Genomic DNA, 21,810 nt, shown 5'->3' on the forward strand with positions numbered 1-21,810 from the left:
AAACTTCTTTACAAACTGCCGGAGATTACAAAAATTGACTTAAGTCAAAGCGTTATCGGCTAAAAATTTCCTAGAGTAGAGACATAGAGACGAAATATAGGAAAAAGTAACTTATGTTTTGCGAACAGTGCGAACAAACCGCCAGTGGTAATGGCTGTCATCAATGGGGCGCATGTGGTAAAAGCCCCCAACTTAACGCCGTTCAAGATTTATTAGTCTACTGCTTGCGCGGACTTGCGCCAGTGGTGATTAAAGCCCGTCAGTTAGGCATTTCTACTCACGATGAGGATGTCTTCACCTGCGAATCCTTATTCGCCACAATGACAAATGTCAACTTTGACCGGAAACGGTTTACTAAGTATGTCCGTGACTGTATCGAGAAGCGAGATAATTTAAAAGCTAAAGTCAAGGAAGCTAGCCCTGAACCCGTCAAATGGACAAGAGTGTCTGGGTATCATCCTGATTTTAATGAGAGTTTAGTCGAACAGGGTCAAGATTTAGCATTAGGCTTCATTAGTGAATCGGCGCGTGATGTTGACATCTTCTCCCTGAAACTTACGGTTCTCTATGGAATTAAGGGCGCGGCTTCCTACACCTTTCATGCTCAAGAATTGGGACAGGAAGATGAGCAGGTGTATGAGTTCATTCAAGAAGCATTAGATGCCCTGAATCATCAAGATTTCACCTTAGATGATTGGGTAAATTTAGCCTTAAAGGTAGGAGAAATTAACCTGCGGGCGATGGAATTATTGGATGCGGGACATACCAATACATACGGACATCCCACACCGACACCCGTTCCCCTGAATCCCCGAAAAGGCAAAGCTATCCTTGTCTCTGGACATGATATCAGACAACTGGAAGCCATCCTGAAACAGACGGCTGATAAAGGGATTACCGTTTACACCCACGGTGAACTTTTACCCGCTCACGGTTATCCTTTACTCAAACAGAACTATCCCCATCTGTACGGGCATTATGGTACAGCTTGGCAGAATCAAACCAAAGAATTTGCTAAGTTTCCGGGGGCGATTATTGTCACTACCAATTGTTTGATGCCGCCCCATGAAACCTATGATGAGAAACTATTTACCATTGGTCCTGTTGGGTTTGCCGGCATTAACTATATTCCGGCGGAGGAGGGTAACATCCCCAACTTTAGCCCCGCGATTCAACAATCCTTAGATATGCCTGGGTTTGTGGAAGAGCAACCCCCGCGTCAGGTAATGGCAGGATTTGCCCGGAATGCGGTGTTAAATGTGGCGGATCAAGTGATTGATGGGGTTAAGCAAGGCAAAATTCGTCACTTCTTCCTAGTTGGCGGTTGTGATGGCGCGAAACCGGAGCGCAATTATTACACTGAATTTGTGGAAAAAGTACCGGAAGATTGTATTGTTCTCACGCTAGCTTGTGGTAAGTTCCGTTTCTTTGATCAACAATTGGGAGAAATTGGTTCTCTGCCTCGGTTGATGGATGTGGGACAATGTAATGATGCGTATTCGGCGATTCAAATTGCCTTGGGATTAGCGAAGGCGTTTGATATGGATGTGAATCAATTGCCATTGTCAATGATTCTGTCTTGGTATGAACAGAAGGCGGTTGCTGTGTTGTTGACGCTGCTGTATTTGGGAATTAAGGATATTCGTTTGGGTCCCACGTTACCGGCGTTTATTTCTCCAAATGTTTTCAAATTGCTGTCGGAGAAGTATCAGTTGAAGGCGATTACAACACCAGATGAGGATTTGGCGGCTTGTTTGGGTTGAGTTAGTTAAGTGAGGGGGTGTGGCTTTTGTCGCGCCCCTTTTGCCTGGTTTTTGGGTTTTGTGGTGTTAATTTAAAGTGTAATTTAAAGTAGAGGATTACCAATGGCAATAGTTAACATATATAGAGGAATTATTCTAAGGTACGCATTTCGATAATATCTTCTTTGGTAAATACAGGAGTTTTCGGTTCTATAGGAGAATACTTAATGATGTCTGTTGCTAGCTTAGTAAGATTTGCATTAGCCAAGCAGCAATACTCTAAAGCATCTGTTGCAAGTTTGCTCTCCTCAGCATCTTTTTGTACTGCTGCCAACCATTCATCAAAACTGGAAAAGTAAATACCTTTAGAGCGCTTTTTAGAAATATTACCAGGATTAGCTGGTAACGGAAGTGCAATAGATGGGAGATATTTGTCATCACCAAGGTAGCTAAGTTTCTGAACTAAAAATGATCTAGTATTTGCTTGTGCAAGTGGAACAGAATGTACAACTAAATCTCTGTACTCACCTAGCTCTGCTAACCAGCCATCTTCTGAGTCGGGATCTGTTGCTTCATACAAAATTTTAGCAAAAGCGTCACACTCATGTTCTTTTTTCAGAATTTTCTTCCTAAAAGCACCCATCGTAAATACTTGTTCATTCCTATACTTTTGATGAAATGCATAAAGTCGCATAAACTCAGATAGATAGTCTCTTAGAGAGCAAGACTCAACTAAAAAAGAATGTACGGCTAGATAAATATTAAATGAATTTAAAGTCTTAATTTCTTTGCCAGCTTCAAACATTTGAAGCTGGCATAAACTAGAAATCTCTATGTGGTAGCTTTCAGACAAGTCCCGTAACCGCACTTCACATGCCTCTAGCTGAAAACTAATTCTTCCGGCAAGATCTGCAAGGCAGTAATTCTGCTCAGTGTAAGCGTGAAAACTTATGTTGCTCCAAGATCTAACTGAATCATGCAGTGGATCATTGTTACTTATGATTCGACTGAACGAATACCACTCAGGAGGCCAAATTCCTTCAATCTCTTCAGGGCTTGAGTAGAAATCAATACCTACTAGTACTAGCCCTAAGTTCCTAAGTACCTTGATAAAAGCATCATAACTAGGAATGTTAAAGATTGCGACTTTGTTATGGATTGTATTTGGCAAAATTTTAACTTTTGAACCAGGATTGTTAATGGCTCTTAAACCTCCTAGCAAGTGAGCTTCACGAACTACATTCTTCCAGGTATTCACAGCTATTACCAAACTTGTGACAGTCATATTATAGCAACCCTAAATAGGATGTGGTCAGTGAAAAGCCTGCTCTGAGCTTTGTTTGGTACTATTAGGTTGCTGCATTAATGTCCTCCTCAGCTCTAAAGTCAAGCACGATAGGAAATTTAGCGTTCACGATACTTACTCATTAGTCGTTGTTTTACCTCATTCCATGTATTCGTCTGTGCAGTATCGTGCGAGGAAACGCGATCGCGAACAATGTTAAGATCCCACTTAGGAACAAGCATCCGATAACTTTTGATAAATCTTATTGTATACTGAATTGATTATTTTTTCTTTGTTTAAAGACATTAATAGGTTTTCATTAAAATCTATAATAGAGATATTAGAACCTTCTAATTGCAGGAGTTTAGATATAAGTTTATTGTCCCTAGATTCATCTAAAATCGTAGCTTCTTCATTAAGTTCTTCTGGCAGGGATGGCTTAGATGAACTTCCAGATGAAAGTTCTTTTAAAGAAATATAAACTAATTTACACTCTATACTATATATTTTTTCAACCATCCATTTTCGGAAAACAGCTTTCTTAAAGTGCCATGTATAACTTTCATCAATGTTGTCAACTTTCTTGTCAAATCCTCTTGTTGACTCAACAAGGATATACTTATCTTCGTTTGTGCAAGCAAAAACATCAAACTCATGAGTATCTCTACCCAGTTCAGTTATATAAGTATTAGGAAATATCAATTTGCAAGGTTTGATACTTCCCAGACAAACACAAATTAGTGCATTAAAAGCATTTTCATAATCAGCGTCATCTTCTTTTGTTATTAGGATTGTCAAAATCTCTAATGCTTCACTTGATATGTCTTCAAGTATATATCCAATATTATTACCATTCAAAATTATTTGTTGAGTTTCTTTGGACAATAAAATATTGATTATATCTGGCGTTGAATATTGTAAAAATATGATTGTAAAAATTTCATAAAATACATCAATTTTATTGATTTCAATTTTGTATGCAGAGTCAATCTTAACTAAATCAATTACACCTGTATTGATTAAATTGTCAATTAACCTGTCAAACTCAGTATTTCTATGAACCGTAAAAGGAAAGCGTTCTTTGGCATTCATAATTTAACTTCTTCACCAAATTGAGTATTCTCAAATTCTTTTGTACTGTACGCTAACTCTAATAATTTTCCCCGTTCTAGCTCTACTAATTGAGAAGTATATTTACTTATCTCATTTTTTTCATTCTGACTTAACTCACCCAAATAAGGTGTATCTTTCAATGTAAATGTATAGTAAGTGTTACCATTGACGCTGGTTTTTTTGCCAACTTCTACATAGCCAAAATTATCCAGTAAATTTATTGCTTCTTCTATATCATCTGAATAAGGTCCGTAGTAATAACTTTTATAAGTTGCTGTACTAAAATGTTTATTTCCTTTTCTTGATTGTATTATATCTAGCAAATAAACTATTTTTACAAGTTTAGTTTTTGAATAGGCATAACCTCCCATTAACCGTAAAACAAGAGAAATAATTTCAGCTATTCTTTTTGTATTTGACTGATTTTTCATTTTTACTATTTCCTTGTAAAAAGGTTATGTAAATATTTGTTAAACCACGTCCGCTTAGGGGTATAGCAAACTTGTATTTAATTTTATCGTACTTCTTAGTGATTTGCGTTCATTATACTTGCTCATTAGTCGTTGCTTTACCTCATTCCACGTATTTTTTTGTGTGGCATCCTGCGAGGAAACGCGATCGCGTACAATTTCAAGATGCCATTCAGGAACAGGTATCTGCTCAGGTACAGCAATTATTAGATCCCAAAGTTGCTGAACGTAATCAATTTGCTGCTCCTTGCTTAACTGCTCGAATCCAGGTGGAATAGCTAAAGGCTGAGAGATAGACATGGGTGACACGAACTAAGGGCTAGTCACCACCATAATAGCTTGGCAGACCGTCTACGGTGCGATTGGGCAACTCCAGCATCTGAAACGCGATCGCACTTGCTTGTGTCTGGTATATTAACCAGTTAGGCTCAGTGCTTGTCGCCATTGCTTTCAATGTAGCGGCGTAGAACAGTATTAATCAGTGTCTTGTATTCTGTATCTTGGGCTTTGAACCAAGCTATTACATCTGGATCAATCTGAATCAGATGGCGTGCTTTATCTGATGGAATTCGCAGTGTCGCGCTCTCAAAGAATTCATCGGTCAACGGTGGGATGTCAGAATAATCAATATCTTCATCAGACATTGATTCGAGTGCGTCCCAATTAGTATTTGAGGTATTGTTCAAATCGTTTTCGCTCATATCGAGAGAGCCTTTCGTGCTGAGATAATCCGGATTACATCACCCTGTCGTTCTGTCCAGACGACAACCGCTACACCGTTACCGAGAAAACCGATACCGAACCACCGCTCCTCCCCATAATCAAAACGGTCATCTAGCTTATCCCATTGCTCGTTGGTCGTGGATTCAAAACGAATTTTCCATGCCCGTTCATCTTCTAATTCTGCTAAAAGAGGAGTAGCGATCGCATCTTGTTCTTCTTCTGGCAATTTCTCAAGCTGTGCAATAACGCGCTGAAGTAATTCAGTCATTTTTTTTAACTGTAGATAACCTACGACGATGAGTGAACTAAACCATGGCAGAATCAGCAAGATGAGAAAGGTGATTCTCAAGGCTGAACTCAACTTGGAAATCTGTAGCTTTAACCTTGGGAATAACTTTGCCTTTATCTTTGACTAGCTCAACTATTCCATATCTTTCTAAAGTTTTTAGGGTTCTAGACAGGTTAGACTTCTTCCGATGGGTTAGCTCTTCAAGCTCTGAAAGAGAACGTGGCTCGTGGTTAATGATTATTCTCAGCAAGTCTTGATTTTCATTACTCAAGACTTGGGCTAGCGACTTCATCGATTCAAACCACACTTTCGGTTCATCTTTTTGTGGTTTATATTCTCCTTTGGCAATCGCTATAGTTCTTTTGATATAATCTTCTCTAGAGATAATCCCTATTTTCATAACCTTATTTTCCATGAAAATTACCTCTTATTTTGGCATAATAATGCGATTCACATCAGTCCAAAAATCTTCTAGTAGCTGACCTGCGCTTTCAAACTCATAAGCTTCGACAATATTTCGTTTGTGTTTGTGATCCCAGACAGTTCGATTAGCCGTGTATTTATTCCCTTTACGTTTTATTCCATGTGCATTATCGTATCCGATAATTCTTTCATTTCTACTGTTATGTAAAGTTAAACTATATTTGATGCCATGGGGTATATGCTCATTTGGAGCCACCTTCCTAGCTTCAAATTTCGTCCAATAGCCGTTTTCCATGGGGAAGATTTCCCCATCTAAGTCAAGTAACGTTTCAAGTCCGTAGTCCCTATCTTCTTGGCTCAAAATATCCTGTCTTTCTATTCCGTCTAGACAGTTATCATCAGATCATAACTTTATTATGTCTCCTTTGTCAATCAACCTCTATGAAGGGGAAACGCTGCGAGTTAGTGCTACAGTACGATTGGGCAACTCCAGCATCTGAGACGCGATCGCACTTGCTTGTGTCTGGTATATTAACTTAGCTTCAATGGCACGCTCAGATGAGGCTGGTGGGCAATGCCCACCCTACGGTAGATCAAGGGTTTCGGTGATACCCAAATGCTTAAGCCGTTCGGCATTTAAACCTTAATTTTAATCATGGCGAAATCCTTGCCGTAGTGCGAGCATCTTGCTCGCTACATTGAGCATCTTGCTCGCTACATTGAGCATCTTGCTCGCTACATTGAGCATCTTGCTCGCTACATTGAGCATCTTGCTCGCTACATTGAGCATCTTGCTCGCTACATTGAGCATCTTGCTCGCTACATTGAGCATCTTGCTCGCTACATTGAGCATCTTGCTCGCTACATTGAGCATCTTGCTCGCTACATTGAACATCTTGCTCGCTACATTGAACATCTTGCTCGCTACATTGAACATCTTGCTCGCTACTCGTACCCAATTTAAATGCATAACAGCTTACTCGGATAACCAGCCAAATACGAGTTATGTTTACCTGAATTGTACGCGATCGCGAGTGCTTATTGCGAAGACAGCGTAACGACGAATCTACTATTAACTGGAATCTTGAGACTGTCCACATTGTTTACAATACGGTAAATACTTATAAGTCATACTATGACAATTATGACATTCAGCGTATTGATAAAAACCACAGTGGGGACAGTAAGCATCATGGGTCGGAATTTTATTAGCACACCGGATACATCGTGATTTTTGGACTCGCCTAGCTGCCTGAATTTTTGGATTAAAGACAATTTTTTGGAAAAACTTGATAATGCCAAACCCAATCAGAGGAATTAGTAAGATATAAGCATAACTGACCAGAAAAACGAGTCCGCCTAAAAGGGTGCTAATCAGAGCAACGAGAAATTGAACGATTGTACCAAATTGCAGAAACTCAAAGAGCTTAAAGATCAGTGGTACAAAAAAGACGACTGACAAATGCCAGCTAATTAGGGCAATAAGTCCATATGCTTTTCGTTGAGCAAAATTATAAACTGATAAGGAAAAGAAAATTAGTGGCAACAGGAATAGCGATTGAAAGCCGAATTGGAGGCTCGGATACCAAAAGGATGCCTGCTGGTAGGCGTTTTCAATGGATTGAAATGTCCTGTTATTATTCAGAAAGTTAATGAAAGCTAAACTTTCCGGTTTTGCCTTCAGTTGATTTTTAAGCTGAGCAATTTCCTGTTTAAGCCTAGCAATATTGCGGTTATTTTGTTCAAGTTGCTGTTTGGCTTGCTCTGCACCCACTCTATTAATGGACTGATCACGAGACTGACCTGCTATTTTTTCCAATAAAGTTGAGTCATATTGCTCACGAATACTGCGATTCGTTTGTTCAATCTGACTTATTTCTTCTTGTTTCTGATCAATAGTCGCTATGATTTGCTGATTTTCAGGATTATTGAGTTTATCTTTGTAACTGCCGTACTCTAAGCAGGTTTGAGACACTGCGCCTAGATGTCCAACCGCTGCTTGTTGATAGGTTTGCTGAAAATTATATTGATAGTTTATTGCCGATATCACTGAGGACTGGATAATCTCATAATCTTTATCTGAAGTTGTTTGGGTTTGGTAATTTTTCCACTCAGAATAACAGGGATAAGCCGATGAAGGGTTAATATACCATTGGCTAATATCATTCAGTCCGGTAAAAACATTGATTAAAATAAAAATATCAATCAAGATAATGACAATCAAACTTACCTTGTTCAGAGGTTCATCGTTGATTGTCCTTGATCTTCTAAAAAACCGATTTAACAGACGGCGTATTTGGATAAGCATAGTGTTTTTTCGTAAGCTGTCCGGTATTTGATAATTGGTTAGCTGTTTACATGGGATGCAAAATCTACCCTTCCTCTCCGGACACAAATTTGTCGGATTCCCAGTCAACCTCAGTACAACGACAAAATTTATATCTGGAGCAGTCTGCGGTTAAGGAGTTATAGTGTTATGAAACGATGGATTGTGCTGATAATCGTCGGTTGTTTGGGTAGCGTAACGGCGTTGGATATGGCTTTAGCTAATCCATCGCCAGATAAGAGGAGAAACCTGAATTACGTCTCCGCTTTAACCCAAAACTCAACACTTAAACTTGATCAGGTTTGGGAGTTGATTGAAAATGCTCGTGCTTCAGCTAAGGAAAATCAGTTGGCTCAGGCTACCCGACTCTTATCACAAGCCTTTGAACTGGCGCAAACCCTAGAGGAACAAACTATCCGCAACCCGCTTTTAGTTAAGATTATCGCTGAGTATAGCAAAATTGGCGCTTACCCAGACGCGATCGCACGACTCTCAACAATTAGTTACGATGAACCATTACCGGACAATCAAGGCTATTCTGTCCGAATGCAAGGGGAGATATTGCTGACTCAGGCTTATATCAACGAGCAAAAGTACGAGCAAGCCTTAGACTATGCCCAAAACTTAGAACTTGATGCCGCTAAATATCGAGCCTTGGTAGAAATTATAACCGGATATGCCCGTCAAGGACAATTTGCACAGGCAATTTCTCTTAGCCCAACTCTGGAAGCGGATAGCTATCAGCAATACCTGGCTCAATCTGCTATTTTAGCGGAATATATCCAGCGCCATGAATATGACGCTGCATTGGCTTATGTCCAGGGAATACCTAATACTGATAATAAAGATAGCATCGCGCGATCGCTAGCTGAGATGGCGTGGCGTTACGGACGCTATGATATTGCTTTAGAAAGTGGTCAAATCATTACCAATCTCTCCCTAAAAGTCACAACCTTAAGAAATTTAGCGCAAGCGCTAGTAGCCGTGGGACAGCAGGAAAAAGCGGCGTCAATCGTTTCCCAAGCCTTTGAACTGAGTAAAAAAAGTGAGGAGTTTTTAGTATTTGATTGGGTGAAAGATTTTCTAGCAACCGGACAGCAAAACCAAGTTAATACAATTCTAAATAATCTGACAGGAGCAAACGATTACCCAACCGCCTACAATCGTTTTTTGCTGGCGAATGCTTATCTGAGTCAGGGACAATATAGGGAGGCGTTTAAATATGCCCAACCGATTCCGGATCGGGTCTTATTACCCCTCGCAGAATACAAAGATCCTAAAGTTGAGCTGTTTGAGTCGATTATTCAGCAAGCCCTAGAAGCTGGTCAATATGACTTTGCTCAGGAGGTGGCGCTTACTCTAACAAATAAGGAAGATCAGGTAAAAACATTACAAACGATTGCTCGTCATGGGGCAAAAATGGGTCAAAATAATCAAGCGGTTTCTTTCCTCAATCAAGCGCTTTCTCTTGCCAAAACGATTGAATCGATTTCTGTGGTTCCAGAACGGAGTCTATTTTGGACGGAACCGAATGCTAGTCTTCTCATCCCTATTGCCGATAATTATATCGCCTTAGAACAAAACCAAGCTGCCCGCGAAACCCTGGAATTAGCTACACAATCAGTGCAAAAGTTTGAAACGCAATATGCGTTTGACATACCCGTTTGGACAAAAAGTCAAGCCCTGCGCCAGATTGCGGCAAGGTATAGAGAACTAGGGAATCCAGAGCAAGCCGCTGAATTGCTGGCGATCGCACTCGCAGAGGTACCCAGCTTAACCCGTAATCCTGACATCATTCAAGAATCTTTGGCTATTGCCACAGCTTATGCCGAATTAGGAAATCCTCAGCCCGGACTTGAGATCATCAAGAAAACCTTGCCCTTAGTGGAAACAGTAGAACGGAAATCAGAACAAGTCTCATTATTAACGACAATTGCCAATGCCTTGATCAAGTGGGGAAGTACAACCCAAGGATTTGAACATTTAAAGAGCGCACTTTCTGTCCTTAGCACAATGGAAAGCGATGCTGAAAAAATTCCCTTAATGATCTCCCTAATTGGAGTTTATCTCGATAGGGGGGAAGATGTTGAGCCGTTAACTCTTCAAACGTTAGAGATGATTCAGCGTTTAAGTTCTGAGTATGAACAGTCCAATCACTTTACCAATTTAGCCACCGTATTGGCTCAGGATAAATCTCAGAATCTGGTATTCCAGATGATTGATAAGATTCCGAATCAACTGGATAAAACTCGGATGATCTTAACCTTGGCTCAAACATCAGCGGCACAAGGTAATCTATCTATCGCTTCGGAACAACTCCGCCAAGCTTTGACGGTTGTGAATACCATTCAGGACGAACAACAGCGGGACGAGTTACTCGTAAATACAGCCGCACCCCTGGCAAATTTAAATGATTTGAATCACATTTATCAGGATGAAACTTGGCGCTATGATTTTGCCACAGATATTGCCCAAGGGATTACCAATCCTGAAACCAAAGCGACAATTTCAATTAAACTTGCGCTAAAGTATGCTCATGCAGGTGATAGTTTAGCCGCCGGGAAAACCGCAACTGCTGCACTGGAAGCGGCTGAGCAGATTGAGCAACCCCAACAATGGCAAACTCAACTTTGGCAAACCATTGATGTGGCATTAAACCAGAAACGTTATGATTTTGTCAAACAAGTGGCGAATGGATTAACGGATGCCATCTATAAAACCAGCCTACTGCGGCAACTGGCTCAACAGTACGCGATCGCAGGTAATCAGCCCAAAGCCCTAGAAACCTTATCCCAAGCCAGACAGATAGCCACAACCATTGAGAACAAAGAGACCAAAGAATATGCCCTAGGAGGGATTGCTCAGCAACAAGAGGGATGGTAAGCAGCAATTGAAAATTCTGGAATTAGAGTGGGCATATCTGTAAGGATGATATATATCTATATGCCAAAAACAAGAGATGTAAGTGATTGATATTCTGTGGCTCCTCGTCTGTTCTGGCTTGGTATTCCTGATGCAACCCGGGTTTATGTGCCTGGAGTCAGGGCTGACGCGATCGAAAAATAGTATCAATGTTGCCATTAAAAACTTAGCTGACTTGGGCATATCTATTGCCTTATTTTGGGCGTTCGGATATGCCTTTATGTTTGGCACCTCAGTGCTGGGGTGGATTGGCTCAAGCGATTTCTTCGTTCACGTTGAAGCTACACCCCGACTGGCGGCGTTCTTTTTGTTCCAAGCCATGTTTTGCAGCACCGCTACCACGATTGTCTCCGGGGCGGTAGCTGAACGGATGAAGTTTCCGGCTTACCTAATCTTAGCCAGTTTGGTGTCTGGTCTGATTTATCCCCTGTTTGGACATTGGGCGTGGAACGGGATTGATTTAGACGTATCAGTGGGGTGGCTAGAACAATTAGGCTTTGTTGATTTTGCGGGGTCTACAGTCGTTCACAGTCTGGGGGGCTGGGTATCCCTCGCCAGTCTGATGATTATCGGCTCACGCACCGGGCGATTTCCGGATCATCTACCACCACGAAAAATCCATGGGTCTAATTTACCCCTTTCGGTTTTAGGTGCCATGTTACTGTGGATTGGCTGGTTGGGGTTCAATGGGGGCAGCACATTGACTTTAAATGAGCAAGTCCCTAGCATTATTGTGCATACCGTGCTAGCAGGTATTGCCGGAATGATGGCAGCGGGAATGGTTAGCTGGTATCGGTGTCAGCTTCCGGAAGTCGAATCCCTAATTAATGGTTCCTTAGCGGGACTCGTTTCAATTACCGCCTGTTGCCATGTTGTCACCTCTCCCGCATCCGTGATTATTGGGGCAATTGGGGGTATTATTGCCACCTTGATGTCGAATTGGTTGGAACGGTGGCAGATTGATGATGCTGTCGATGCTATACCCGTGCATCTGGGTGGAGGAATTTGGGGAACATTAGCCGTGGCGTTGTTTGGTCAACCGGAATTGCTGGATACGGGATTGAGTCCAGTGATTCAGCTTGGTGTGCAGGTAATCGGAATTCTTAGTTGTGGTATTTGGGCATTTGGTTTAACCTATCTCCTATTATTCATCACCAATCGTTTTTTGCCAATGCGGGTGAGTATTGAGGCGGAACAGATTGGTTTAAATGTGTCCGAACATCGCGCCAAAACTGAGATTTGTGACCTGTTTCAGGTAATGGAAGCCCAAGCCCAGACTCAAGATTTAAGCTTACGAGTTCCTGTCGAACCGTTTACGCAAGTCGGTCAAATTGCCCAGCGCTATAACCAGGTAATGGATGCCTTAGAAGAGGCTTTAACCCGCACCGATGCCATTGTGAGAACGGCAATGGATGCGATTATTACCTTCACCAAACCTCAACTCAAAATTGTCACGGCTAATCCGAGTGCGAAAGAGATCTTTGGGTATTCCATCAACGAATTCATCAGCATGGATATTCATCAGCTATTAGATTGGTCAACACCCGCCGCCGATGATACTGATATAGGAATGGAACGGTTATTAAAAGTTGGCAGACATGAGATTATTGGCTGTCGGGTTGATGGGTCTCGCTTTCCTCTAGAAGCAACGGTTGTGGAAACGAAATCGGGTCAAGATTGCTTTTATACGGGTACATTTCGCGACATCTCTGAACGAAAAAAAGCCCAAGCGGATTTGTTTCGGGCAAATCAGGAAATTACTAAGCTCAATGAACGTCTCAAGGCAGAAAATTTGCGATTGAGCGCTGAACTTGATGTTACTCGTCGCTTACAACAGATGCTGCTTCCAAAAGAGGCAGAATTGAATCAAATTACTGACTTAGAGATTTCTGGATTTATGGAACCGGCGACGGAAGTGGGTGGGGATTATTATGATATCTTACCCTATCGCGATCGCGTCCAAATTAGTATTGGTGATGTGACGGGACATGGCTTAGAAAGCGGGGTATTAAGCTTAATGGTACAAACCGCCGTCCGCACCCTATTAGAAAGTAACCAAACTGACCCCAAGCAATTTTTAGATATCCTCAATCGCACCATTTATCAAAACATCCAGCGGATGAACTCCGACAAAAACCTCACCTTGGCTTTGTTGGACTATCAAAAAGGTATCCTAAATTTGAGCGGACAACATGAAGAGATCATTGTCGTGCGTGCTGGAGGTCATATTGAGCGAATTGATACCATTGATCTAGGGTTTCCCATTGGTTTAGATGCTGATATTGCTGATTTCGTGGCACATCTTCAAGTCCAGTTAAATCCGGGAGATGCTGTTGTCCTCTACACCGATGGGATTCCAGAAGCAGAAAATGCCCAAGGGATACCATACGGCATCGAACGTTTGTGTCAGATTCTCAGTCAGAATTGGCAACAATCCGCTGCTGAAATTCGGCAAGCCGTTATTTATGACCTACGCCAGCATATTCAAGCACAGCAACTTTATGATGATATCACCTTACTCGTAATTAAACAAAGGAAAATTTTTGAAGTTTAATTGCCTATTGCCTATTGCCTATTGCATATTCCACACCGAGCGTGTTACCGAGCGTGTTACTGAGCGAAGTCGAAGTAAGTCGAGGTAAGTCGAGGTGTTGCCTGTTCCCTGTTCCCTGTTCCCTGTTCCCTAACCAATGACAAACAACCCATGGTTTTCAATCCGTTCTGCCCTAAATAATCGCGTTTTTCCTTATTTTGCCGCCTTCTTAACGGTAGTTATTCTGCTAACCGTAGTTAGGGGTTTTGAACGCGCTGAATACCAACGGTTTTCCGAACAACAACGTTCGGATGTTCTCAATCAACTGAGTGCAGCGAGAGCCCGCTTAGAAGCCGCCCTAAACCAGCGACTTTTTCTCACACGAGGTTTATTGGCGTATGTGTCCACGATTAATCCAGACATTACCCAAAGCGAATTTGAGCGTCTCTCTAGCGTCCTCGTTGAAGATCAAGAAGGGATTGAATTCTTAGCCCTGTATAAAGATAACATCGTTAGTCATCTCTATCCCTTAGCCGGAAACGAAGACGCGATTGGCTTTAATCCGATGACTATTCCGGAAGAACGAGACGCCATTGAGAGAGCCATTCAAAGCCGCCAAACCGTTTTTGCTGGTCCGTTGCAGTTAGAACCTAAAAAAAATTGGGGATTTATTAGTCGTACCCCGATATTTATCACGCCCCCCGATCAACCTCCCCAAAGTGGTCGCTATTGGGGTCTAGTGGGTATTGGGTTTGACCGCAATACGTTATTTCAGGAAGCAGGATTACTCAATCTTTCTAGCAAACTTCAGTATGGTATTCGGGGTAAAGATGGATTGGGTGAAACAGGAGACTTAGTGTTCGGAGATACCAGTATTTTTCAACAAAATCCTGTCCGTTTAGAGGTAACGTTACCGAACGGATCATGGCAATTAGCGGCAATTCCTGATAATGGATGGGCATCAACGGCACCTATTTCCAAATGGTTGTGGATAGGGGGCGGATTATCAGCACTATTAGCTGGGGTGTTAGTTTATATCTTAGTCAGTGAGCCAGTGCGACTGCAAAAAGCGGTTCAACGCGCAACTATCGCATTGCGCCGGAGTCAAGATGCCCTCCAACATGCCAATGAAGAATTAGAAACGAGAGTGGAGAAACGCACGGCTCAATTGGCTCAAGCGAATCAGGAAATTACCCTGCTCAATAGTCGTTTGAAAGCCGAAAATTTGCGCCTGAGTGCTGAAGTTGAGGTAACTCGTCGTCTGCAACAGATGATGTTACCTAAACAGGAGGAACTGAACCAGATTGCTGAATTAGACATCGCTGGCTTTATGGAACCCGCCACTGAAGTTGGCGGCGACTATTATGATGTCCTGCAAAATAATGGTCATGTCACTATTGGTATTGGCGATGTCACGGGACATGGGTTAGAAAGTGGAGTTTTGATGATTATGGTGCAAACGGCGGTGAGAACGTTATTGGAAGGAGCGAAAACGGATTCAAAGCAATTTTTAAGTGTCTTGAATCGAACGATTTATCATAATATCCAGCGAATGAAATCGGAGAAAAATCTCACCCTCTCCATCTTGGACTATCACCAAGATAAACTGCGCTTGAGTGGACAACATGAAGAAATGATTGTCGTGCGATCGGGTGGTAAAATTGAGCGAGTTGATACCATTGATTTAGGCTTTCCCATTGGTCTAGTCGCCGATATTGCCGATTTTGTCGCCGATGCGGAAATCCAGTTAAATCCTGGCGATGTGGTGGTTCTCTACACCGATGGAATTCCCGAAGCCGAAAATCCCCAAGGCGTACAGTATGGGATTGAACGTCTGTGTCAGATTCTCAGTGACAACTGGCGACAGTCAGCCCAGGAAATTCGCCAAGCCGTGATTGAGGATGTGCGGCGTCATATTGGGACACAAAAGGTTTATGATGATATAACGCTGTTAGTGATTAAACCCAAACCATCCTTGCTGCGCGATCGCTCCGGCGTCGCACCAATTCAACAGGATAGTTAGGGAATAGGGAACTGGGAAAAAGATTACGCCTGACGTTTACAAGTTATGATTGTTTTCTTTGGCACTCCTCAAACAGACTACCGACAAACGCGATATGACTCAGATCTTTGGAGATTTCAACGAACAGCTACCTCCCAGTGAGGAATACTTGGTTATCCAATTTTCACCCAGCTCGATTCCGTTAAAGCATCGCTGGCGGAATAATGGGTTATCCGCAGATTTCATGGCTGACTATGTGGTAACATTTTTTCCCACTGACCAAGAGGATACGAATGCTACAGCTCAACAAGTGGAGATTAAGAGTGCTGTGAGTTACATTGCCAATGAGCTGTTAGAGAACGCCATGAAGTTTAACGATGATACCTCACCGCACGCCATTAGTATCGCCTTACACCTGTATAACGACAGCTTAGTCTTCTTGACAAAAAACACGGTTCCTCCCCAAATTCTGGATAATTTTCAGGCATATCTCCAGAAATTGACGACATCAGACCCCCAAGAGTTGTATATTCATCAGTTAGAACAAAATGCAGCAGACGAAACCAGCACGGCTTCTCGCTTAGGATTTTTAACCATGATCAATGACTACATGGCAACCCTCGGCTGGAAGTTTGAAACCCTGGCAAAGACGCCACCTATTACCACCGTCACCACCATGGTGCGATTGACAGTATGAAGCGTCAGTGCAGTCGTCAAGGAAAACGGTAAACATGAATTCAACATTTAAAATCCAAAACGAGGTATATTTTAGAGCTTACGGTTCGTGGTTTTAAGCCACGACATTAGACATCTCCGATAATTCATCTGAAACCATTGTCAAACAGTGGTTAAATCTTAATTTCTAGAGATGTCTATGAGTAAGTTTGTTTATTTAATCAGCTTTTGAGAACGCCATAATTTTGTCAAGGATGGGAAAAATGGAAGTTAAAAGTGATACGTATAGTGTATTGTATGATAAAGAAAATTCAACCGTTTCTTGGAAAGGTTCCCTACGGCTAAGTGGCACCGAAGAATATGCACCAATTATAGACTTACTCGATCAAGCCATAGAGGGTCAGCCCTCTATCCTGACGCTTAACTTACGAGATCTGCAATTTCTCAACAGTTCGGGAATTAGCATGTTGTCGAAATTTGCGATTAAAGTTAGACAGAAAAAGACAATTAAAATGATTGTAAAAGGTTCTCAGAACATTCCTTGGCAAGGTAAATCGTTAAAAAACTTACAGCGACTCATGCCAAGTTTAACGCTGGAAGTCGATTAGTGTTCGCGGTAATGCTCAAATAAAAATCTATTGGGTGCAGTACATCTGTATGGGGAGAACTTCAGTTTAATATGCGCCCTGAGAGTAAGTAAGCTCATAACTGTGGGAATAAACTTCAAATATCAGTCCAAATGGATCTTCTACATAAACCATCTTGTAGGGTTTTTCACCAGGATAATACTCTCGAATTGGCATTCTCTGTTTACCCCCATGCGCTACTATTTTTTCGACAAGACCTTCAATATCACGATCTTGGACGCAAAAATGAAACGTGCTTGTTTTCCAGTATTCAAAATCTTTGGGTTTTTCGTTGTTTTTAAACTCGAACATCTCTACCCCGATCCGGTCACCGGTAGACATGTGGGCAATTTTAAAGGAACCCCAACCGGTGCCAAATACGTCAATACACATTTGACCTATTGCCGTATCTGACTCTTCTTCGATAACGGTTGGCTTCATGATCAGATACCAACCCATAACCTTGCTGTAAAATTCGACAGCCTTCTCCACATCTGGGACGGAGATTCCAATGTGTGAAAATGTTCTTGGGTAGTTGCTCATAGTATGCCTTCTCTAAAAAATTTAACTCTTCATTTTCTTTATCTTATTACACCGAGCGAAGCCGAGGTGTTCCCTGTTCCCTGTTCCCTGTTCCCTCCCCTCACCACAAAACTTACTCAGCAAACCCTATATAGATATATGTGTTATCGCGTTTGAAAAATGTTTTGAACCATCGCCTTATCTAAACTTGCCGCCACTTGATCCAATTCAGTAATCTCACCAGCACTTAACTGCCATCCCAGCGCACCAATATTCTCTTGTGCCTGTTTCATCGTCTTTGCACCAGGAATAGGCAGAGTGCCTTTACCAATACACCAATTAATCGCAACTTGCGCCATGGTTTTCTCTTTGGAGGAGGCTATTTCTCGTAAACAACCTAAAAGCGGTTGGATTCCGGGTAATAACTGCTTAAATAACAAACGGCGTAACCCTTTCGGTAATGGATCTTTCTCAGAATACTTTCCCGTCAACAATCCTAACGCCAGAGGGCTATAGGCAATCAGTTGAATTCCCAATTGATCACAAACGTCTTTGATACCCAACTCGGTAACAGGATAAGTAGACAAGAGTGAATATTGGACTTGTAACGTAGTGATAGGAACACCTCGCTCTTTAAATTTGGGATAAATTTCTTGAAGTCGTTTTGGTCCATAATTAGAGAGTCCAACACCCTTAACCAGTCCTTTTTCGTAGAGGTCAGCTAGACCATCCAATAGCCGTTCTTCTTGCCACGGTGCATAATTGGCAGTAGACCAATGCATCTGTGCTAAATCAACATTTCGTCCCAATCGTCGCGCAGAGGCTTGACAGGCGGATACCATTGAGCCGCGTGTTAATCGCCAGGGATAGGCGGCTAGCTTGGTGGCAATGCATAGGTTCTCTTGGTTTATACCAGAATAGTCGCTAGAGAATCGTCCCAGGAGTTGCTCACTGCGTCCATTCAGTCTGCCTGTGCCATAAGAATCACCGGTATCAAATAAGGTGACGCCATTACTGACACACAGATTAAAGACAGCTTGCAACTCGTCATCCATGCTTTCGTCGTACCCCCAGAGTAGTCGATTTCCCCATGCCCACGTTCCGCAGCCCATGGTAGGAAGGGAGAGTTTTTGGCTAGTCTGCATAATCCTACAGAATGTGATTCAATCTGTGAAATCTGTGTTATCACCAAGATGAAGCAGGAAGTAAGCAGCAAGCCTAGATATGAGCATTTCTGCCTAGACTTGCTGATGTCTTAGGTAACGGTTTAGAACAAATCGCAAAATTCTGCCTTCAAATCCCGCTCCATCAATGCTTCTACAGCCTCTTGGGGTGTAATTTTATGGTTGAGTAGGCGATAAACTTGCCGACAGATGGGGATGGGGATCTGCTCGCGATTGGCAATTTTAACCAATACATTGGCTGTGTTTACCCCTTCCGCCGTACTTTGTAATTCTTCGAGAATTTGCTCCAATTTTTTTCCCTGGGCTAAACCGTAACCGACGCGATAATTACGGCTGAGTACACTACTGCAAGTCGCTAGCATGTCGCCCAAACCTGATAATCCGAAGAAGGTTTCCGTTTGTCCGCCTAAGTGTGTCCCCACCCGAAGGATTTCAGTTAACGCACGGGTAATCAGGGCAGATTTGGCATTAGTACCCAATTTTAGACCATCACAAACCCCAACCGCGATCGCAATCACGTTTTTCAGAGTTCCTCCGAGTTCTGTGCCAAGGGGATCTGGACTGGTGTACACTCGGAAGAGACTGGACGAAAATACCGTTTGCACTTCATAAGCGGCTGCCATATCTGTACTCGACACCACTGTGGCGGCGGGGAGTTCTTGCTCAATTTCTTTGGAGAGATTGGGACCGGAGAGTACCACAATCGGATGGTTGGGAAAGTCGGCTTCCCAGATTTGAGAAGGGGTACGAGTTGTCTCTGGGTCTAATCCCTTGGTGGCGGTAATAATTGTCACATAATCCGGCAAACCAATTTCTTGAATCTTAGCCGCCGTCGTCGCCACCCCTTTCATCGGAATTGCGGAGACTAGCATATCAATGTCCGCTAATACCTCTTCTAGAGATTCCTCGCTGCTGCGAGACCACAATCGAACCTGATGGTTCTTATGTCTGGCAATTGTTGCCAACGCTTTACCCCAAGCACCAGCGCCGAGAATGGCGAGGGTGGCTTCTGGCGCCGGTCTCCGGTGGGAGTGTGCATGAGCCTGATTGGTTTGTGAGGTTGTATCAGCTTGAGATGAGCTGGATTGAGAATTTGAGAGATTGCTCACCATAGATCTTATATTTTGAACTCAATAATTTTGGTCAAGTTAAGGGTCAAAGGCAAAAGAAGATGATGAGTTCTTTTGCCTTTGCTGATGTGATTAACTCACGGTTTGTGTTTCTTTCTGAGTCGCCATCGCGTAATCGGGAATACAATTGGCTTCCATGAAAGCGCGATAGTCCTCAACTTGGCGATCGCACTCCGCCGAACTCCAACCGCCATATCGAGACAGGGTGTCCGTCAAAACGGGCAAAATATCAAAGCCATAGTTAGTATGCATGGCTAGGCTAGTCCGGCGACGGGCAATATCTACCAACGTCCGTGCAAATTCCGACTGCACCGCATAAATAATCTGGGCTTTAATATCCGGCAAGTTTGGTGTAATCCCTTGTGCCAATTCCGGTTCTTCGTCGGTTAAGGCTAAAATATCCAACGCCTTAGCACCATAGATGTCAAACAGGTGATGGATTGTCGCCAAGGGTAATGTGGTGCGATAGTCTTGCAGCGCTTTTTCTAGACGCGGATCACTGGGTAAAATGGCTCCCGGTAAGAGTTTCTTGTAGGTGGGACAAGGGGGGGCTGATCGTCCCAACTTGCGATATACTTTATTCACCATTTCCTCACCCACTTGGCGATAGGTGGTGATTTTGCCGCCAATGAGAGAAATCAGATTGCTCACACCTTCTGGGGTATGGTCATAGAGAATATGGCTGCGAGTGACGCTTCCAGGTTTCTTCCCTTCTTCATTGGGTAAGGGACGTACCCCAGCATAAGTAAATTTCACATCTTGACGGGACAATTGGGCGGTGGGCAGAATTCGATTGGTTTCAGTGAGTAAATAATCAATTTCCTCGTTGTCTGCCTTAATTGAGTCAAGAGAACCTTGATGTCGCAAATCAGTCGTGCCAATCAGATACATGCCCAACCATGGCACAATAAAAAACGGACGACCATCCGTTTTGGCTTCTACATACAAGGTTGTTTCCGGTGCGCCGGGGAAGGGAGGGACAATGATGTGACTTCCCTTGGTTGGACCAATTTTTTTCTTCTCACCGATGGGCGCTGATTGTCCATTTTTCACCCCAGAGTGACAAACCTGATCCACCCAGGGACCGGCTGTATTTACAACCACGGCGCGATCGCTCCCTTGGACGGTGAATTCTTCGCCAGTTAGGGCATCTTTGCAAGTAATGCTGGTGATGCGACCCTCTTGGCGCTGTAATTGGGTGACTTCTGTATAGTTGAGAACCGTTGCTCCCGCAAGTTCCGCACAGATAATATTCTCTAATGCCAAACGCTCTGCATACGCCACCTGACCGTCATAATACTGCGCTCCACCAACTAAACCATCGGGATCGATATGGCGAAATAGCTGCTTAAACTTCTGTTTGGGCAGCATCCGGTGGGACGGTACAGTTTTCTCGAAGCTCAAGATATCATAGAGCAGCATCCCGGCTTGAATTTTCCAATAGGGACGAGAGCGATCGCTGTAGATCGGAATCGTCAGCATTAGGGGCTTGACTAAGTGGGGGGCTGTATGCAGGAGAATTTCTCGCTCCCGTAACGATTCCCGCACTAGGGCAAATTCAAAATATTCTAAATAGCGCAAGCCACCGTGAACTAATCGCGTTGACCAACTGGTTGTACCGCCGCAGAAGTCAGCCTTCTCCAGCAAAATCGTTTTAAGACCTCGCAGAGCCGCGTCTCTGACGACGCCAGCACCGTTAATGCCACCTCCAATGACAATTAAATCGTAGGTTTGGCTCTGGATGGTTTGAAAATCACGCATGATCCAGTTTGAGTAACATCTAACTTCCACAGTAGTCGCGACGGCGGCAAATTAGTAATCAATAGGGGAGATAAGGGCGACAAG

The 21,810-nt window shown here is 42.9% G+C and carries 20 protein-coding genes and 1 pseudogene; 6 read left to right on the forward strand and 15 right to left on the reverse strand.

Annotated features, from left to right (window positions below; all coding sequences use genetic code 11):
- Positions 1-113 precede the first annotated feature (113 nt).
- A complete protein-coding gene (gene hcp, locus MC7420_RS09400; RefSeq protein WP_006100034.1) occupies positions 114-1,763 on the forward strand; it encodes a hydroxylamine reductase in 1,650 nt (549 codons plus the stop codon).
- A 130-nt stretch (positions 1,764-1,893) separates the two neighbouring features.
- On the opposite strand, the gene MC7420_RS09405 is transcribed toward hcp, so the two are convergent.
- The 11 genes and pseudogenes from MC7420_RS09405 to MC7420_RS09450 form a co-directional block, all read right to left on the reverse strand.
- Entirely contained in the window at positions 1,894-3,000 is a 1,107-nt protein-coding gene (locus MC7420_RS09405) for a hypothetical protein (RefSeq protein WP_198016415.1), read from the reverse strand.
- 255 nt (positions 3,001-3,255) lie between these two features.
- Positions 3,256-4,119 (reverse strand): hypothetical protein, encoded by an 864-nt coding sequence (locus MC7420_RS09410; protein WP_044206162.1) that lies wholly within the window; start codon positions 4,117-4,119, stop codon positions 3,256-3,258.
- Positions 4,116-4,571: a type II toxin-antitoxin system antitoxin SocA domain-containing protein gene (locus MC7420_RS09415; RefSeq protein ID WP_044206165.1), complete on the reverse strand. Its 456-nt coding sequence runs from the start codon at positions 4,569-4,571 to the stop codon at positions 4,116-4,118. The genes MC7420_RS09410 and MC7420_RS09415 overlap by 4 nt, the downstream gene beginning before the upstream one ends.
- Positions 4,572-4,625: 54 nt before the next feature.
- Positions 4,626-4,910, reverse strand: a complete 285-nt coding sequence (locus MC7420_RS44050; RefSeq protein WP_044206168.1) for an addiction module protein — start codon at positions 4,908-4,910, stop codon at positions 4,626-4,628.
- Between the two features lie 19 nt (positions 4,911-4,929).
- Complete coding sequence (locus tag MC7420_RS43285) at positions 4,930-5,055, reverse strand: hypothetical protein (RefSeq protein WP_006100238.1); 126 nt, start codon at positions 5,053-5,055, stop codon at positions 4,930-4,932.
- Positions 5,039-5,311 carry a BrnA antitoxin family protein gene (locus MC7420_RS09425; RefSeq protein WP_044206171.1) on the reverse strand — a complete coding sequence of 91 codons (273 nt, stop codon included), beginning with the start codon at positions 5,309-5,311 and terminating at the stop codon, positions 5,039-5,041. Before MC7420_RS09425 ends, MC7420_RS43285 begins: the two co-directional genes overlap by 17 nt.
- Positions 5,274-5,451 (reverse strand): annotated as a pseudogene (locus MC7420_RS43785) (BrnT family toxin); the annotation flags it as partial. The pseudogene MC7420_RS43785 and the gene MC7420_RS09425, both read right to left, overlap by 38 nt.
- Before the next feature lie 187 nt (positions 5,452-5,638).
- Positions 5,639-6,037 carry an HVO_A0114 family putative DNA-binding protein gene (locus MC7420_RS09435; RefSeq protein ID WP_044206173.1) on the reverse strand — a complete coding sequence of 133 codons (399 nt, stop codon included), beginning with the start codon at positions 6,035-6,037 and terminating at the stop codon, positions 5,639-5,641.
- A gap of 12 nt (positions 6,038-6,049) precedes the next feature.
- Positions 6,050-6,406: a toxin-antitoxin system TumE family protein gene (locus tag MC7420_RS09440; RefSeq protein WP_044206176.1), complete on the reverse strand. Its 357-nt coding sequence runs from the start codon at positions 6,404-6,406 to the stop codon at positions 6,050-6,052.
- Positions 6,407-6,698: 292 nt separating this feature from the next.
- Positions 6,699-7,004, reverse strand: a complete 306-nt coding sequence (locus tag MC7420_RS09445) for a hypothetical protein (protein WP_157453107.1) — start codon at positions 7,002-7,004, stop codon at positions 6,699-6,701.
- Positions 7,005-7,117: 113 nt separating this feature from the next.
- The gene (locus tag MC7420_RS09450) at positions 7,118-8,353 is read right to left on the reverse strand and encodes a membrane protein (protein WP_044206181.1); all 1,236 of its coding nucleotides are present in this window, start codon (positions 8,351-8,353) and stop codon (positions 7,118-7,120) included.
- A gap of 168 nt (positions 8,354-8,521) precedes the next feature.
- On the opposite strand from MC7420_RS09450, the gene MC7420_RS09455 reads away from it, so the two are divergent.
- The 5 genes from MC7420_RS09455 (at position 8,522) to MC7420_RS09475 (ending at position 17,111) form a co-directional block, all read left to right on the forward strand.
- Positions 8,522-11,254 (forward strand): hypothetical protein, encoded by a 2,733-nt coding sequence (locus MC7420_RS09455; RefSeq protein WP_006100137.1) that lies wholly within the window; start codon positions 8,522-8,524, stop codon positions 11,252-11,254.
- A gap of 82 nt (positions 11,255-11,336) precedes the next feature.
- Positions 11,337-13,847, forward strand: coding sequence for an ammonium transporter (gene amt, locus MC7420_RS09460; RefSeq protein ID WP_044206184.1), 2,511 nt, complete (start codon positions 11,337-11,339; stop codon positions 13,845-13,847).
- Positions 13,848-13,983: 136 nt separating this feature from the next.
- The gene (locus MC7420_RS09465; RefSeq protein WP_006100120.1) at positions 13,984-15,849 is read left to right on the forward strand and encodes a SpoIIE family protein phosphatase; all 1,866 of its coding nucleotides are present in this window, start codon (positions 13,984-13,986) and stop codon (positions 15,847-15,849) included.
- Between the two features lie 94 nt (positions 15,850-15,943).
- Positions 15,944-16,525, forward strand: a complete 582-nt coding sequence (locus tag MC7420_RS09470; RefSeq protein WP_006100126.1) for a slr1658 superfamily regulator — start codon at positions 15,944-15,946, stop codon at positions 16,523-16,525.
- A gap of 241 nt (positions 16,526-16,766) precedes the next feature.
- Positions 16,767-17,111: a slr1659 superfamily regulator gene (locus tag MC7420_RS09475; RefSeq protein WP_044206340.1), complete on the forward strand. Its 345-nt coding sequence runs from the start codon at positions 16,767-16,769 to the stop codon at positions 17,109-17,111.
- A gap of 66 nt (positions 17,112-17,177) precedes the next feature.
- Here MC7420_RS09475 and MC7420_RS09480 read toward each other — a convergent pair whose 3' ends face one another.
- From MC7420_RS09480 to glpD, 4 genes are all read right to left on the reverse strand, one after another.
- A complete protein-coding gene (locus MC7420_RS09480) occupies positions 17,178-17,672 on the reverse strand; it encodes a lactoylglutathione lyase family protein (RefSeq protein ID WP_044206187.1) in 495 nt (164 codons plus the stop codon).
- Between the two features lie 143 nt (positions 17,673-17,815).
- A complete protein-coding gene (locus MC7420_RS09485; RefSeq protein ID WP_044206189.1) occupies positions 17,816-18,796 on the reverse strand; it encodes an aldo/keto reductase in 981 nt (326 codons plus the stop codon).
- A 122-nt stretch (positions 18,797-18,918) separates the two neighbouring features.
- Complete coding sequence (locus tag MC7420_RS09490) at positions 18,919-19,947, reverse strand: NAD(P)H-dependent glycerol-3-phosphate dehydrogenase (protein WP_006100227.1); 1,029 nt, start codon at positions 19,945-19,947, stop codon at positions 18,919-18,921.
- A 90-nt stretch (positions 19,948-20,037) separates the two neighbouring features.
- A complete protein-coding gene (gene glpD, locus MC7420_RS09495) occupies positions 20,038-21,726 on the reverse strand; it encodes a glycerol-3-phosphate dehydrogenase (RefSeq protein ID WP_006100078.1) in 1,689 nt (562 codons plus the stop codon).
- Between the last annotated feature and the right edge of the window lie 84 nt (positions 21,727-21,810).

The organism is Coleofasciculus chthonoplastes PCC 7420, assembly GCF_000155555.1.
GTDB lineage: Bacteria > Cyanobacteriota > Cyanobacteriia > Cyanobacteriales > Coleofasciculaceae > Coleofasciculus > Coleofasciculus chthonoplastes_A.

What these genes read in the sequence shown, in the direction of transcription:
- MC7420_RS09480 (WP_044206187.1), bottom strand. Translation starts at nt 17,672, where the DNA reads ATGAGCAACTACCCAAGAACATTTTCACACATTGGAATCTCCGTCCCA.
- MC7420_RS09470 (WP_006100126.1), top strand. Translation starts at nt 15,944, where the DNA reads ATGACTCAGATCTTTGGAGATTTCAACGAACAGCTACCTCCCAGTGAG.
- MC7420_RS09435 (WP_044206173.1), bottom strand. Translation starts at nt 6,037, where the DNA reads ATGGAAAATAAGGTTATGAAAATAGGGATTATCTCTAGAGAAGATTAT.
- MC7420_RS09410 (WP_044206162.1), bottom strand. Translation starts at nt 4,119, where the DNA reads ATGAATGCCAAAGAACGCTTTCCTTTTACGGTTCATAGAAATACTGAG.
- MC7420_RS09425 (WP_044206171.1), bottom strand. Translation starts at nt 5,311, where the DNA reads ATGAGCGAAAACGATTTGAACAATACCTCAAATACTAATTGGGACGCA.
- MC7420_RS09455 (WP_006100137.1), top strand. Translation starts at nt 8,522, where the DNA reads ATGAAACGATGGATTGTGCTGATAATCGTCGGTTGTTTGGGTAGCGTA.
- MC7420_RS09490 (WP_006100227.1), bottom strand. Translation starts at nt 19,947, where the DNA reads ATGGTGAGCAATCTCTCAAATTCTCAATCCAGCTCATCTCAAGCTGAT.
- MC7420_RS43285 (WP_006100238.1), bottom strand. Translation starts at nt 5,055, where the DNA reads ATGGCGACAAGCACTGAGCCTAACTGGTTAATATACCAGACACAAGCA.
- MC7420_RS09485 (WP_044206189.1), bottom strand. Translation starts at nt 18,796, where the DNA reads ATGCAGACTAGCCAAAAACTCTCCCTTCCTACCATGGGCTGCGGAACG.
- MC7420_RS09415 (WP_044206165.1), bottom strand. Translation starts at nt 4,571, where the DNA reads ATGAAAAATCAGTCAAATACAAAAAGAATAGCTGAAATTATTTCTCTT.
- MC7420_RS09475 (WP_044206340.1), top strand. Translation starts at nt 16,767, where the DNA reads ATGGAAGTTAAAAGTGATACGTATAGTGTATTGTATGATAAAGAAAAT.
- MC7420_RS09465 (WP_006100120.1), top strand. Translation starts at nt 13,984, where the DNA reads ATGACAAACAACCCATGGTTTTCAATCCGTTCTGCCCTAAATAATCGC.
- MC7420_RS09450 (WP_044206181.1), bottom strand. Translation starts at nt 8,353, where the DNA reads ATGCTTATCCAAATACGCCGTCTGTTAAATCGGTTTTTTAGAAGATCA.
- glpD (WP_006100078.1), bottom strand. Translation starts at nt 21,726, where the DNA reads ATGCGTGATTTTCAAACCATCCAGAGCCAAACCTACGATTTAATTGTC.
- hcp (WP_006100034.1), top strand. Translation starts at nt 114, where the DNA reads ATGTTTTGCGAACAGTGCGAACAAACCGCCAGTGGTAATGGCTGTCAT.
- MC7420_RS44050 (WP_044206168.1), bottom strand. Translation starts at nt 4,910, where the DNA reads ATGTCTATCTCTCAGCCTTTAGCTATTCCACCTGGATTCGAGCAGTTA.